Genomic DNA, 13,219 nt, shown 5'->3' with positions numbered 1-13,219 from the left:
GCTCGTACGGAGCGTCAGCGTACGAGCGCAAAGGGTAGACATCGGCGGTAACGGACCGTAACCATGGGTGAGTTGTGCGTGGGGCACGACAGACGCATGGGAGGTGGCCGGTATGGCCGGCAAAGCGGGCAACAGCGAGCCCGAAACCACCGACAGCCTCAGGGCGTTCGGGGCCGTGGTCAAGGCGTTCCGGGGGCGGGCGAAGCTGACGCAGGAAGGGCTGGCGCGGCGGGTGGGATTCTCCGCCGGGACCGTCGCGTCGATCGAGCAGGGGCGCCGGCTCCCGCCACCGGAGTTCATCGAACGGGCCGAGCGGGTGCTGGACGCCTTCGGGGTGCTGCGGGCGATGGCGACGCAGCTGGCGCGGCAGCCGGGATTAGCCGCGTGGTTCCGGCAGTGGGCCCGGTTGGAGGAGAAGGCGATCAGTCTGTATACGTACGAATGCCGGTTGGTGCCGGGGCTGTTGCAGACCGAGGCGTACGCACGGGAGCTGTTCGAGCACCGCATTCCGCTGCTGACCGACGAGGAGACCGAGACGCAGATGACCGCCCGACTGGACCGGCAGAAGCTGCTGCGGGACCGGCCGAACACGGCGTTCAGCTTCATCGTCGAGGAGCATGTCTTTCTGCGGCGGACCGGTGGCGCGGACGTCTGCCGGGAACTCCTCGACTATGTGCTGGAGAGCACCCGGCTCCGGAACGTCGAGCTGCAAGTCATGCCGTTGGCGAGGGGAGTTCACGCCGGGATGGACGGGCCGTTGCAGTTGCTGGAGACGCCGAGCAACCGTTGGTACGCCTACTGCGAGGGGCAACGAAGCGGCCAACTCATCCCTGACCTAAAGACCATCAGCACATTGCACATGCGCTATGCGAAACTGCGTTCGCAGGCCCTCACACCGGAGGACTCCCGGAGCCTGCTGACGCAGATGCGAGGAGCGCTATGAGCAGCACCGAACTGGCCTGGTTCAAAAGCAGCTACAGCGGCAGCGACGGCGACAGCTGCGTGGAGATCGCCACCTGCCCCGCCACCGTCCACATCCGCGACTCCAAGGACAAGGCCGGCCCGCAGCTCGCCATACCGGCCGGTGCCTGGGCGGAGTTCGTCGGGTACGCCGTCGCACTGGCCTGACGGCGGCGCACGGGTTGACCCCGGGGCCACGGCGGCACGCCGCCCGCGGCCCCGGACTCGTGCGGTCAGCCGATCTTGACGTACCGGATGGAGACCAGCGGCCACCAGGTGGGGCTCGACTCCGAGGTCTTGCCGGGCTCAACGACCGAGCCGTCTCCCTTGCAATTGTCCGCGGTGTACCAAGTCACCTTCTTGTTGGTGTGATTGGTGATCGTCTTGTAGCCCAGCGAGTCCCACGGCCCCGTCTTCTTGGCGAGCTTGTAGCAAGCGCCGTCCGTGGGGTTGGTCAGCGTCCGCTCACCGTTCCCGGAGAACTCCAGCGTGCCGGTCGCGGCGTGCGCGGCACCCGTTCCCAGGATCAGAAGGGAGGCGGCCATGGCGCCCATGGCCAGCGTGCGTCCCGCGTTCCTGCGCCTCTTCATGTCGTTCTCTTCCTTCCGGAATGACAGCTCGTCCGGGAAGGGACGCTAGGCAGCGGGGTTATTTTTCACCTATCGGCGATTCCTCCAGTGGCCTTTCTCGGCGGTCACCTGCCCCTGACCCCAGTGGCACGCCGGACGTCGCTGAGGATAAAGATGAGCACATGAATGACAACGGGGGAACCGCACAGGGTCCGCACGATCCCACCAGCTTCCGGCTGCGGCCGCCGCAGCCTGCCCACGTGCCGGCCGCGGAGCAGTCGCAGGCTCCGGCCACACAGGTTTCACCGCCGCCGTCCGATCCGGGTGCGGGCCGGCTCGTGGCGGGCCGCTACCGGCTGCTGAGCAGGCTCGGGCACGGCGGCATGGGCACCGTATGGCGTGCCCGGGACGAGGTCATGGACCGCGAGGTCGCGGCCAAGGAGTCCCGTATTCCCGACCACCTGCCGGAACGGGAGCGGGCCGGGGTCTTCGAGCGGATGCGGCGGGAGGCACGGGCCGCGGCCCGCCTCGATCATCCCGCGGTGGTGAACGTCCATGACGTCGCCGTCGAAGAGGGACAGCCGTGGATCGTCATGGAGTTCGTCCAGGGGCGCTCGCTCGGCGATGCGCTCCAGGAGGGCACGCTCAGCGCGCGCGACGCCGCGCGGATCGGGCTGGAGGTGCTGGGCGCGCTGGAAGCCGCGCACGCCGCCGGGATCCTGCACCGCGATGTGAAGCCGGACAACGTCATGCTCGGCCGCCACGATCGCGTCATCCTCACCGACTTCGGCATCGCGCAGATCGAGGGCGAGACCAAGCTGACCGAGACCGGCGGGTTCGTCGGCTCGCCGGAATTCATCGCGCCCGAGCGGGTGTTGGGACAGCAGCCCGGCAGCGCCTCCGACCTGTGGTCACTCGGCGTCGTCCTGTACGCGGCGACGGAAGGCGTCTCGCCGTTCCGCCGCACCAACACTCCTGCCACGCTTCAGGCCGTGCTGAACGCCGTCCCGGTCGCCCCGACCGCGGCCGGCGACGGCCCGCTGGCCGAGGCCATCCAGGGTCTGCTCCAGAAGGATCCGGCGCACCGGCCGAGCGCGGCGCAGGTGCGCGAGCTGCTCGAACGGGCTGTGCAGCCGCCGCCCCCGATCGTGCGGGCCGGTGCCCCTGAGGCCGGTAAGGGGGGCCGGATCGGCCGCAGGGCACTCGTAGGGGGCGCTGCTGGAGTCGTGGCACTGGCGATGACTGCCTATGTGGTTGTCGCGGATCCGTTCGCCGGGCCGCTGCCGGACGGGTGGAGGATGCGCCAGGAGGCGGCGCCGCTCAGCGCGGTCGTCGCGGTGCCCGCCGGTTACCTCCGGATCAAGGACGACGCGGCCCCCTCCGTGATCACGTACAAGGATCCCAGCGGAGCGGTGACGGTCGCGCTGGCCCGGTGGGACCACGTGCGGCAGAAGAGCGACATCTCGGGGACCGCCGACGCCCAGGCGTTCAAGGACTCGGACGCGATCAAGGGCGGCTCCTTCTCGGGGCCGGGGATCTCGATGTCCTCGGACACCAAGGCCCGCAGCAGCACGGACTCCAACGTCACGTACCAGGACCGCGATGCCGCCCTGAACACCGTCACCTACGGCACCAGCGGCACCGGCGTGGACATCGACGGGGACGTCCCGCGCGAGGCCAAGGCGTTCTACTACCGGACCCACGCCGGTGACATGTACCGGCTGTGGGTGGACTATCCGGGCAAGGGCGACGTCACCGCCCGCGGCCGCGAGGTCGCCCGGATCGCGATCGCCAACCTTGAGGTCGACAAGCCCTGAGGCCGCTCCTCGCGGGGTCCGGTCCGGATGGCCGGACCTTCGCCACCGTTTCGGCTGTTGGCGGCGGAGGGCCGAGCCGCCAGGGTCTACCGGCCCGCGCCCGTCCCTCCCCCTGCGGGCGCGCGGTCAGGTCCGCACCCGCCCCGTCGACCCCCGCACCACCAGCTCCGGCCGGAAGACGAACTCCGTGCGCTGGGGCGGCGTTTGGCGGCCCTGGGCGCGTTCGTGGATTTCCTCGATCAGCGCGCCCACCGCCGCCGTCGCCATCGCCTGGACCGGCTGGCGCACCGTGGTCAGGGGTGGGTCGGTGAAGGCGATCAGCTGGGAGTCGTCGAAGCCGACGACGGAGACGTCGGCGGGGACGGCCAGGCCGCGCTGACGCGCCGCCCGTACCACGCCCAACGCCATCAGGTCGCTGCCGCAGACGACGCCGGTGCAGCCGTCGTCGAGCAGTGCCGCGGCTGCCGCATGGCCGCCCTCGACGCTGAAGAGGGTGTGCTGGACGCGTCGTTCGGCCTGCCCCCTCGACAGGCCGAACGACTCCGCCAGCGCCGCCACGAAGCCGTCGGCCTTGCGGCGGGAGGGCACATAGCGGGCCGGGCCGACGGCCAGGCCGATCCGCTCGTGCCCCAGCTCGGCCAGGTGGCGCACCGCCATCCGGGCCGCCGCGCCGTCGTCGGGTGAGACGAACGGCGCGTCGATGCGGTCGTTGTAGCCGTTGATGAGGACGAACGGGACGCCGCGGGAGGCCAGCCGGGCGTAGCGGGTGGGGTCGGCGCGGGTGTCCGCGTGCAGGCCGGAGAGGAAGACGATGCCGGTGACACCGCGTTCCTCCAGCTGCTCGACGAGTTCGTCCTCGGTGGCCCCGCCCGGCATCTGCGTGCACAGCACCGGGGTGTAGCCGTGGCCGGCCAGCGACTGCTCGATGATCTGGGCGAAGGCGGGGAAGATCGGGTTGGTCAGCTCGGGGATGACCAGGCCGACCAGCCCGGCGCTGCGGCGGCGCAGCCGTACGGGACGCTCGTAGCCGAGTACGTCGAGCGCGGCGAGCACCCGCTGCCGGGTGCTCGCCGCCACGCCCGCCTTGCCGTTCAGGACCCGGCTGACGGTCGCCTCACTGACGTCCGCCTGGGCGGCGATGTCGGAGAGCCGGGGGGTGGCATGGATGTCGGGCAGGGTCACTCTTCCCACCAGACGGTGGTATCGGCGGGGAGGGTGAAGTCCCCGTCAGGGGCGTTGAGTTGGCGGGAGGCGAGCAGGATCCGGCCGGGGGCGGGCAGCGGGGCCGGGCGCTCCGTCGTGTTGACGGTGCAGAGCAGGCCGCCGGGGCGGCGGAAGGCCAGGACGCCGTCGGGGGCGTCCAGCCACTCGACCGCGTCGCCCGCGCCCAGTCCCGGCAGCCGGCGCCGCAGTGCGAGGGCGGTGCGGTAGAGCTCCAGGGTGGAGGCGGGGTCGCCGGTCTGGGCCTCGACGGTGAGGGCGGCCCAGTCGGCGGGCTGCGGGAGCCAGCTGCCGCCGTCGCCGAAGCCGTACGGGGGTGCCTCGCCGCTCCACGGGAGCGGCACCCGGCAGCCGTCGCGCAGGCCCTCCTGGCCGCTGTCCCGGAAGAACGAGGGGTCCTGGCGGACCTCGTCGGGCAGGTCGGTGACCTCGGGCAGGCCCAGTTCCTCGCCCTGGTAGAGGTAGGCGGAGCCGGGCAGGGCCAGCATCAGGAGGGTGGCGGCACGGGCACGGTCCAGGCCGCCGCCGAGCCGGGTGGTGTGCCGTACGACGTCGTGGTTGGACAGCACCCAGGTCGTCGGGGCGGCCACCGGGCGCATGGCGTCGAGGGAGGAGTCGATCGCCTCCCGGAGCTCGGCCGCGTCCCAACCCGCGTTCAAGTAGTGGAAGTTGAACGCCTGGTGGAGTTCGTCGGGGCGGAGGTAGAGCGCGGTGCGGTCGGCGGTGGGGGTCCATGCCTCGGCGACGGCGATCCGGTCGCCGGGGAGCGCCCCGGGCCGGCTGCCGGCGGAGTACTCGTCGAGGACGGTGCGCCAGGAGCGGTAGATGTCGTGGACACCGTCCTGGTCGAAGAACGGCAGCACCTGGTTGCCGAGCAGTCTGAGCTGTTCGCCGTGGCCCATGTCGGGCAGGCCGGGGGCCTTGACCAGGCCGTGGGCCACGTCCACCCGGAAGCCGTCGACGCCCAGGTCCAGCCAGAAGCGCAGGATGGAGCGGAACTCGTCCTGGACGGCGGGGTGGTCCCAGTTGAAGTCGGGCTGCTCGGGCGCGAAGAGGTGGAGGTACCACTCTCCGTCGGGGACCCGGGTCCAGGAGGGACCGCCGAAGAGGGACTCCCAGTCGTTGGGCGGCTCCTCGCCGTTCTGGCCCCGTCCCTTACGGAAGTGGAAGCGCTCGCGGAGCGTCGATCCGGGGCCCTCGGCCAGTGCGCGGCGGAACCATGCGTGCTGGTCGGAGCAGTGGTTGGGGACGAGGTCGACGATGATGCGCAGGCCCAGGGCGTGGGCGTCGGCGATGACCGCCTCGGCGTCCGGCAGGGTGCCGAACATCGGGTCGATGGTGCGGTAGTCGGCGACGTCGTAGCCGGCGTCGGCCTGCGGTGAGGCGTAGAACGGGCTGAGCCAGACGGCGTCCACGCCCAGGTCGCGCAGGTACGGCAGCCGGCTGCGGACGCCGGCCAGGTCCCCCATGCCGTCGCCGTTGGCGTCGGCGAAGCTGCGCGGATAGACCTGGTAGATCACCGCGTCGCGCCACCAGTCGGTGGCAGGAGCGACGTTCTCAGGGATGACGTTCTCAGGGGTGACGTTGTGCTGTGGAGTCATTTCAACCCTTGGTGGTGCCGGCGGTCAGTCCGGCTACGAGGTGGCGCTGGGCGAAGGCGAAGACGAGCGCGGCCGGTACGGCGATGATCACGGCGGCGGCGGTCATCGAACCCCAGTCGTTGGTGTACTGGTTGACGAAGGTCTGGAGGCCGCCGGCGAGCGTCAGGTTCTCCTCACCGGTCATGAACGCGGAGGCGTAGGCGACCTCGGCCCAGGCGGTGACGAAGGTGTAGAAGCCGGTGACGGCGAGGCCGGGGCGGGCCAGCGGCAGGACGAGCCGCCAGAAGGTGCCGAACGGGTTGAGGCCGTCGACCCGGCCCGCTTCGTCGATCTCCACCGGGATCGTGTCGAAGAAGCCCTTCATCATCCAGGCGCAGAACGGGACGGCGATGGTCAGATAGGTGATGACCAGGCCCGCGGGCTGGTTGAGCAGGCCGAGGCTCGCCAGGAGGTTGTACAGCGGCACGATCAGCACCGCGACCGGGAACATCTGGGTGATCAGCAGCAGCCACATCAGCGGGCGCATGCCGGGGAAGCGGAAGCGGCTGACGGCGTAGCCGGTGGTGGCGGCGAGGAAGACGCCGAGGACGGTGGTCAGCCCGACGATGATCACGGAGTTCTGGAACCAGGTCAGGAACTCGGTGTCGGCCAGTACGTGGGTGTAGTTGGCGAACGTGAAGTGGGTGACCAGGCTGGTGGAGAAGGCGTCGTTCTTCGGTTTGAAGGACGTCACCAGCAGCCAGAGGGGCGGGAAGACCGCCAGCACGGCCGCGACGGCCAGACCGGCGTGCAGCGCGGTGGAGGCGAGCCTGGACCGCTCGTTGCGCTTGCGGGGCGGTCGGGTGGTGGGCGTACGGGTCATGGTCACCACACCTCTCCCTGCTTGCGCAGCGCCCGCCGGTAGACGACCGCGACGACGGAGAGCAGGACCAGGATCAGGACGCCCCAGGCCGCGGACTCGGAGAAGTTGCGGGGGCTGTCGATGAAGGAGAGCCGGTAGGCGTAGGTCACCAGGATCTCGGTGGCGTCGCCGGGGCCGCCCCGGGTCAGCAGGAAGATCACCGGGAACATGTTGAAGGTCCAGATGGTGGAGAGCAGGATGACGGTGCTGCTGACGGCCCGCAGCCCCGGCACGGTGATGTGGCGGAACCGCTGCCAGGCGCTCGCGCCATCCATCTCGGCGGCCTCGTACAGCTCGCCCGGTATGGACTGGAGTCCGCCGAGCAGCGCGACCAGCATGAAGGGCACGCCCAGCCAGACGTTGACGGCGATGACCGAGAGCTTGGCCCAGGTGGGGTCGTTGAGCCACGGGACCGCGTCGATGCCGCCGCCGGCCAGCAGCTTGTTGAGGATGCCGTTCTTCTCGTTGTAGAGCATCCGCCAGGTGAAGACCGAGATGAAGGCGGGGATGGCCCACGGCAGGATCAGCGCGAGGCGGTAGAAGGTGCGGCCGCGCAGGGTGCGGTTGAGCATGTTCGCCAGGGCGAGGCCGGTCAGGAACGTCAGCGAGACACAGGCGACGGTCCACAGGACGGTCCAGCCGAGGCGGTCCCAGAAGACGCCGTCGGAGAGGACCGCCCGGTAGTTGTCCAGGCCGGTGAACTTGTAGGTGGCGGGGAGATGGTTGACGCCGATGTTCCGCTCGACGTTGGCCTCGTTGGCGTCCGTGAGGGAGAGGAAGACGCCGCGCACCAGCGGGTAGCCGATGATCACCCCGATGACGAGTACCACCGGGGCGACCATCGTCCACGCGTACCAGTGGGTGCCCAGCGCCCGGCGCACCCGTACAGCAAGGGTCACTTGTAGTCCTTGAGCAGCTTCCGGTAGGCGGCGCCGGTCGCCTTGGCGGCCTGCTCGGGCGTGGCGGCGCCGGTGAGCACCTTGTTCATCTGGACCTTGACGGGCTCGAAGAGCGAGTTGCCCTCGGCGATCCAGGGGCGCTGGACGGCACCGTCGACGGCGGGCTTGAAGAACTGGACCATCTCGTTGCCCTTGACGGCCGGCACCTCGTACACGGACTTACGGGTGGGCAGCAGGCTGAGCTTCTCGTTGGTCTCCTGCTGGACCTTGGCCGAGCTCATGTACTTCACGAAGGCGTAGGAGGCCCGGAGGTTCTTGCTGCCGGCGTAGACGGAGAGGTTCCAGCCGCCCTGCGGGGAGCCCTGGGCGGTGCTGCCGCCGGGGACGGGGGCGACGCCGAGGTTCTTCTTGTCCTTGAACGCCTTGCCGGCGCGGGCGCCCTCGATGTCCCAGGGGCCGTCGACGGCCATCGCGACGGTGCCGTCCTTGAGGGCCTTGAGCTGGTTCTCCTGGCCGTCGGTGGCGTCGGTGACCGCGGCCTTGGAGTCCACCAGGTCCTTGATCGTCTTGAACGCCCGGACACCGGCGCCGTCGTCGATCTCCACGACCTTGTCGCGGGCGTTGACCATGTCGCCGCCCTCGCCGTAGAGGTAGGGCAGGAACCAGTAGGGGTCGTCGCCGCGCAGATAGAGGGCGGTGGCGCCGGTCTTGGCCTTGATCTTCTTGGCGGCCTCGGCCAGTTCGTCGAAGGTCTTGGGCACCTCGACGCCGGCGTCCTTGAGGAGCTTCTTGTTGTAGAAGAGGCCAAGGGTGTCGATGACCTGGGGTGCGGCGTAGGTCTTGCCCTTGAACTTCGTGGAGCCGACGGCCTGCGGGAGGTAGTCGTCGGTCTTGTCGAGGGCGGGGGTGCCGTCGAGCGGCGCGAGGTAGCCGAGGTTGGCGAAGTCGGCGACCCAGGCGACCTCGGTGCGCATCACGTCGGGGGCGCCGGAATTGCCGCCGGCCGCGTTCTTGAACTTGGCGTTGGCGTCACCGAAGGGGACGTTCACATATTTGACGTGGACCTTGGGGTGGTCCTTCTGGAAACCTTCGGCAAGTTTGCGGTAGGTCGCCTTCTCGGCGTCGTTGGAGGTGTCCCAGAAGGTCACGGTTCCGGACAGTTCACCCCCGCTGTCGCCGCCGCTGCCGCTGTCGCCTCCGCCGCACGCTGTCGCTGCCAGTGCCAGGCCCGCTACCAGCGCGGTGGCCGTTATGCCCCGTATGCCACGCCGCATGTGAACTCCTTAGGGAAATGCCTCAGATGGCGGTCAGGAACGTAACAGCGCGGAAAACAAACCGAAAGACCTTGCGGCAAATTTCTGCAAGACCATGGGAACGAATTGCAACGAGATGGCTGGAACGGGACCCTCCGGGCGCCCTCGGCACCGTCACCCGTCGCCCGCCCGAGCGTTGATTGCATGAAGGCACCGACGCCTCTTGATCTCGACAGGGACGGCAGATGACCCAGGAGCTCACTTCCCCCAGCCCCGCCCCCCAGGCCCCCGGAACGGGCCGAGGTCCGGGGTGGTGGCGCGACGCCGTCATCTACCAGGTGTATGTGCGCTCGTTCGCCGACAGTGACGGAGACGGCATCGGCGATCTGCGCGGCGCCCGCGCCCGGCTGCCGCACCTCAAGGACCTGGGGGTGGACGCCGTCTGGCTCACCCCGTTCTACGCCTCACCACAGGCCGACGGCGGCTACGACGTCGCCGACTACCGCGCCGTCGACCCGCTCTTCGGCAGCCTCCAGGACGCCGACGACCTGATCCGCACCGCCCATGACCTGGGCCTGCGGGTGATCGTCGACATCGTCCCCAACCACACCTCCGACCGGCACCCGTGGTTCCAGGACCCCGAACTCGCCCGGCAGCGCTACCTCTTCCGCCCCGGCAAGGGGGAGAACGGCGAACTCCCGCCCAACGACTGGGAGTCGGTCTTCGGCGGCCCGGCCTGGACCCGCACCGACCGCGGCGACTGGTATCTGCACCTCTTCGCCCCCGAGCAGCCCGACCTCAACTGGGACAACCCCGAGGTGCACACCGAGTTCGAGGCCATCCTGCGCTTCTGGCTCGACCTCGGCGTGGACGGCTTCCGGGTCGATGTCGCGCACGGCATGGTCAAGGCGCCCGGCCTGCCGGACATCGGCCACGGCCAGCAGGCCAAGCTGATCGGCAATCAGGTGCTGCCGTTCTTCGACCAGGACGGGGTGCACACCATCCACCGCGCCTGGCGCCGCCTGCTGGACGGCTACGGCGAGACCCACGGCAGGCAGGTCGTCGGCGTCGCCGAGGCCTGGGCCCCCACCGCCGAGCGCCTCGCCCTCTACGTCCGCCCGGACGAACTCCACCAGGCCTTCAACTTCCAGTTCCTGAACGCCCCTTGGGAAGCCGGCGCCCTGCACGAGGTCATCGATGCCTCGCTCGCCGCCACCACCTCGGTCGGCGCCCCGACGACCTGGGTGCTGTCCAACCACGACGTCGTACGGCACACCACCCGGCTCGGCGGCGGCCTGGACCGCGCCCGCGCCGCCACCCTCCTGATGCTGGCCCTGCCCGGCTCCGCCTACCTCTACCAGGGCGAGGAACTGGGCCTGCCCGAGGTCACCGACCTGCCCGACGAGGTCCGCCAGGACCCGGCCTTCTTCCGCGGCGGCCGGACCCCCGGCGCCGCCGCCACCAGCGGCCAGGACGGCTTCCGCGACGGCTGCCGGGTGCCGCTCCCCTGGTCCGGCGAGCTGCCGCCGTACGGCTTCGGCGACGGGGGGAGCTGGCTCCCGCAGCCCCGCGACTGGGCCACCCTCACCGTCGAGGCCCAGACCGGCGACCCCGCCTCCACCCTGGAGCTCTACCGCACCGCCCTCGCACTGCGGCGCCGGCTGCCGGGACTGGGCGACGGCGAGATGAGCTGGGCCCCCGCACCCGACGGGGTGCTCGCCTTCACCCGCCCCGGCCTGCTGTGCGCCGTCAACACACTGGGTCACGACGTGGAGCTGCCGCCGCCCGGCGCGCTGCTGCTGGCCAGCGCCCCGGTGACCGGCAACGGCGCCGCCGCGGTGCTCCCCGGCGACAGCTGCACCTGGTGGGCAATCTGAGAGCCGAACGGTACAGTCCCACCCATGACCGCCCGGCTTGCCGATATCGCAGCACAGGCGGGTGTCAGCGAGGCCACCGTCAGCCGGGTGCTCAATGGAAAGCCCGGTGTCTCCGCCACCACCCGCCAGTCCGTGCTTGCCGCCCTCGATGTGCTGGGCTACGAGCGCCCGGTGCGGCTGCGGCAGCGCAGCGCCGGGCTGGTCGGACTGATCACTCCGGAGCTGGAGAACCCGATCTTCCCGGCGTTCGCCCAGGTCATCGGGCAGGCACTGACCCGCCAGGGCTATACGCCCGTCCTGGCGACCCAGACGCCGGGCGGCTCCACCGAGGACGAGCTGACCGAGATGCTGGTGGACCGCGGAGTGGCCGGCATCATCTTCGTCTCCGGGCTGCACGCCGACACCTCCGCCGATATGCAGCGCTATGAGCAGCTGCGCGGCCAGGGCGTCCCGTTCGTCCTCATCAACGGCTTCTCCGACAAGGTGCAGGCACCGTTCGTCTCCCCCGACGACCGGGCCGCGGTGGACCTGGCGGTCACCCACCTCAGCGCGCTCGGCCACCGGCGGATCGGGCTGGCACTCGGCCCCAAGCGCTTCGTTCCCGTGCAGCGCAAGATCGAGGGCTTTGTGCGCAGCATGCAGGACCGGCTCCAGCTCGGCCCGGCCGAGGCGGAGCCGTTCATCCAGCACTCCCTCTACACCCTGGAGGGCGGCCAGGCCGCGGCGGGCGCGCTGATCGAGCGGGGCGCCACGGCCATCGTCTGTGCCAGCGACATGATGGCCCTCGGCGCGATCCGCGCAGCCCGCCAGCGCGGCCTCGACGTCCCCGGCGACCTCTCCGTGGTCGGCTTCGACGACTCCCCGCTCATCGCCTTCACCGACCCGCCGCTGACCACGATCCGGCAGCCGGTGACGGCCATGGGACAGGCGGCGGTACGGGCCCTCCTGGAAGAGGTCGGCGGCACCCCCGCCCCCCACAGCGAGTTCGTCTTCCACCCCGAACTGGTGGTCCGCGGCTCGACCGCCTCGGCCCCGAAGGCGGCCCGGATCCCGAAGCCGTCGCGGGCTCACTGACCGCCGAATCACCCGTACGTACGGGGTTCTGACGTACCCCCCAGGTCCCATACAGGGCCTCGAATACCCGCCCGAAGGATGATCGGCAAGACGTCCGTTTCTGGCAGACTGTCTGCCTATGGGTGATGCGAATACGAGGATTTTGGACGGCCCGCCGACCACCCCGCCACCCAAGGGGGAACACGCGGACCGCCCGGTGACCGACCGCCGACTGGCCCGTCTGCGGGCCCCCCGCTCCCCCCGCCTCTGGTTCGAGATCCTGCTGATCGCGGTCAGCTACTGGACCTACTCGGTGGTCCGCAACGCCGTGCCCGAGCAGAAGATCCAGGCCCTGAAGAACGCCGACTGGGTCTGGCAGGCGGAGCACTTCCTGGGCATCGCCGTCGAGCGCACCGTCAACCACGCGGTGAACTCCGTGACGTGGCTGATCGTCACGATGAACTACTACTACGCGACGCTGCACTTCGTCGTCACGATCGGCGTCCTCATCTGGCTCTACCGCTGGCACCCCGGCCGCTACGCCGCCGCCCGGCTGGCCCTGTTCGCCACCACCGGCCTCGCCCTGATCGGCTATTACCTCTACCCCCTGGCGCCACCCCGGCTGATGCCGGACGGCGGCTTCGTCGACACCCTCGTCCACCACGGCACCTGGGGCTCGATGGCCTCCGGCAACCTCGCCGCGATGTCCAACCAGTACGCCGCGATGCCATCCATGCACATCGGCTGGTCACTGTGGTGCGGCATCACGATCGCGCTACTGGCCAAGCCGCTGTGGTGCAGGATCCTCGGCCTGCTCTACCCCGCCACGACCCTGCTGGTCATCGTCTCCACCGCCAACCACTTCTGGCTGGACGCGCTGGGCGGGGTTCTGTGCCTGTCCCTCGGTTTCGCGTTTGCGTCCGTGTGGTACGGGTCGTTGCCGCATCGGCTGGCGAAAGTGGCTGTGGCCTAAGCATTCCGCTGCGCTTTGCCTTCGGCCCACGTTTTTGGCTTTCTCGCCGTTGCGCCTGCGGCGGGCCGGTCCGCTGCGCGGGGCTGTCGGGGTGC

At 70.2% G+C, this 13,219-nt stretch carries 12 protein-coding genes; 6 read left to right on the top strand and 6 right to left on the bottom strand.

Translation table 11 applies throughout. The features are described 5' to 3' along the window. The first annotated feature begins 112 nt into the window (after positions 1–112). The gene (locus tag AC3EUV_RS26440; RefSeq protein ID WP_432146636.1) at positions 113–943 is read left to right on the top strand and encodes a helix-turn-helix domain-containing protein; all 831 of its coding nucleotides are present in this window, start codon (positions 113–115) and stop codon (positions 941–943) included. Beyond that, positions 940–1,128, top strand: coding sequence for a DUF397 domain-containing protein (locus AC3EUV_RS26435; protein ID WP_435604027.1), 189 nt, complete (start codon positions 940–942; stop codon positions 1,126–1,128). Before AC3EUV_RS26440 ends, AC3EUV_RS26435 begins: the two co-directional genes overlap by 4 nt. A gap of 65 nt (positions 1,129–1,193) precedes the next feature. Here the strand turns inward: AC3EUV_RS26435 and AC3EUV_RS26430 are convergent, their stop codons facing one another. Next, complete coding sequence (locus AC3EUV_RS26430) at positions 1,194–1,550, bottom strand: hypothetical protein (protein ID WP_435604026.1); 357 nt, start codon at positions 1,548–1,550, stop codon at positions 1,194–1,196. A gap of 161 nt (positions 1,551–1,711) precedes the next feature. On the opposite strand from AC3EUV_RS26430, the gene AC3EUV_RS26425 reads away from it, so the two are divergent. Then, complete coding sequence (locus AC3EUV_RS26425; RefSeq protein WP_435604025.1) at positions 1,712–3,346, top strand: serine/threonine-protein kinase; 1,635 nt, start codon at positions 1,712–1,714, stop codon at positions 3,344–3,346. A gap of 126 nt (positions 3,347–3,472) precedes the next feature. Here the strand turns inward: AC3EUV_RS26425 and AC3EUV_RS26420 are convergent, their stop codons facing one another. Genes AC3EUV_RS26420 through AC3EUV_RS26400 form a run of 5 tightly spaced genes read right to left on the bottom strand, consistent with a single transcriptional unit; the run spans position 3,473 to position 9,242 of the window. Continuing rightward, the gene (locus AC3EUV_RS26420) at positions 3,473–4,540 is read right to left on the bottom strand and encodes a LacI family DNA-binding transcriptional regulator (protein WP_435604073.1); all 1,068 of its coding nucleotides are present in this window, start codon (positions 4,538–4,540) and stop codon (positions 3,473–3,475) included. Next, positions 4,525–6,168 (bottom strand): glycoside hydrolase family 13 protein, encoded by a 1,644-nt coding sequence (locus tag AC3EUV_RS26415; protein ID WP_435604024.1) that lies wholly within the window; start codon positions 6,166–6,168, stop codon positions 4,525–4,527. The genes AC3EUV_RS26420 and AC3EUV_RS26415 overlap by 16 nt, the downstream gene beginning before the upstream one ends. 1 nt (position 6,169) lies before the next feature. After that, positions 6,170–7,030: a sugar ABC transporter permease gene (locus tag AC3EUV_RS26410; protein ID WP_435604023.1), complete on the bottom strand. Its 861-nt coding sequence runs from the start codon at positions 7,028–7,030 to the stop codon at positions 6,170–6,172. A 2-nt stretch (positions 7,031–7,032) separates the two neighbouring features. Next, on the bottom strand, positions 7,033–7,968 hold the full coding sequence (locus tag AC3EUV_RS26405; RefSeq protein WP_432147099.1) for a carbohydrate ABC transporter permease: 936 nt from the start codon (positions 7,966–7,968) through the stop codon (positions 7,033–7,035). Then, the gene (locus tag AC3EUV_RS26400; protein WP_435604022.1) at positions 7,965–9,242 is read right to left on the bottom strand and encodes an extracellular solute-binding protein; all 1,278 of its coding nucleotides are present in this window, start codon (positions 9,240–9,242) and stop codon (positions 7,965–7,967) included. Before AC3EUV_RS26400 ends, AC3EUV_RS26405 begins: the two co-directional genes overlap by 4 nt. A gap of 224 nt (positions 9,243–9,466) precedes the next feature. Here AC3EUV_RS26400 and AC3EUV_RS26395 point away from each other — a divergent pair, with 224 nt between their 5' ends. The 3 genes from AC3EUV_RS26395 (at position 9,467) to AC3EUV_RS26385 (ending at position 13,124) form a co-directional block, all read left to right on the top strand. Further along, positions 9,467–11,098, top strand: a complete 1,632-nt coding sequence (locus AC3EUV_RS26395; RefSeq protein WP_432147097.1) for a glycoside hydrolase family 13 protein — start codon at positions 9,467–9,469, stop codon at positions 11,096–11,098. A 24-nt stretch (positions 11,099–11,122) separates the two neighbouring features. After that, positions 11,123–12,172: a LacI family DNA-binding transcriptional regulator gene (locus tag AC3EUV_RS26390; protein WP_432147096.1), complete on the top strand. Its 1,050-nt coding sequence runs from the start codon at positions 11,123–11,125 to the stop codon at positions 12,170–12,172. A gap of 118 nt (positions 12,173–12,290) precedes the next feature. Then, positions 12,291–13,124 (top strand): phosphatase PAP2 family protein, encoded by an 834-nt coding sequence (locus AC3EUV_RS26385; protein WP_432147095.1) that lies wholly within the window; start codon positions 12,291–12,293, stop codon positions 13,122–13,124. Positions 13,125–13,219 lie beyond the last annotated feature (95 nt).

The sequence above is a fragment of the Streptomyces sp. bgisy130 genome, assembly GCF_057708345.1.
Note: the sequence above shows the minus strand (reverse complement) of the source record. Positions and strands in the feature narration are given on the sequence as shown.

Excerpts from the sequence above, each read along its gene's own strand:
- AC3EUV_RS26440 (WP_432146636.1), top strand. The coding sequence starts at position 113 with ATGGCCGGCAAAGCGGGCAACAGCGAGCCCGAAACCACCGACAGCCTC.
- AC3EUV_RS26435 (WP_435604027.1), top strand. The coding sequence starts at position 940 with ATGAGCAGCACCGAACTGGCCTGGTTCAAAAGCAGCTACAGCGGCAGC.
- AC3EUV_RS26430 (WP_435604026.1), bottom strand. The coding sequence starts at position 1,550 with ATGAAGAGGCGCAGGAACGCGGGACGCACGCTGGCCATGGGCGCCATG.
- AC3EUV_RS26425 (WP_435604025.1), top strand. The coding sequence starts at position 1,712 with ATGAATGACAACGGGGGAACCGCACAGGGTCCGCACGATCCCACCAGC.
- AC3EUV_RS26415 (WP_435604024.1), bottom strand. The coding sequence starts at position 6,168 with ATGACTCCACAGCACAACGTCACCCCTGAGAACGTCATCCCTGAGAAC.
- AC3EUV_RS26410 (WP_435604023.1), bottom strand. The coding sequence starts at position 7,030 with ATGACCCGTACGCCCACCACCCGACCGCCCCGCAAGCGCAACGAGCGG.
- AC3EUV_RS26400 (WP_435604022.1), bottom strand. The coding sequence starts at position 9,242 with ATGCGGCGTGGCATACGGGGCATAACGGCCACCGCGCTGGTAGCGGGC.
- AC3EUV_RS26395 (WP_432147097.1), top strand. The coding sequence starts at position 9,467 with ATGACCCAGGAGCTCACTTCCCCCAGCCCCGCCCCCCAGGCCCCCGGA.
- AC3EUV_RS26390 (WP_432147096.1), top strand. The coding sequence starts at position 11,123 with ATGACCGCCCGGCTTGCCGATATCGCAGCACAGGCGGGTGTCAGCGAG.
- AC3EUV_RS26385 (WP_432147095.1), top strand. The coding sequence starts at position 12,291 with ATGGGTGATGCGAATACGAGGATTTTGGACGGCCCGCCGACCACCCCG.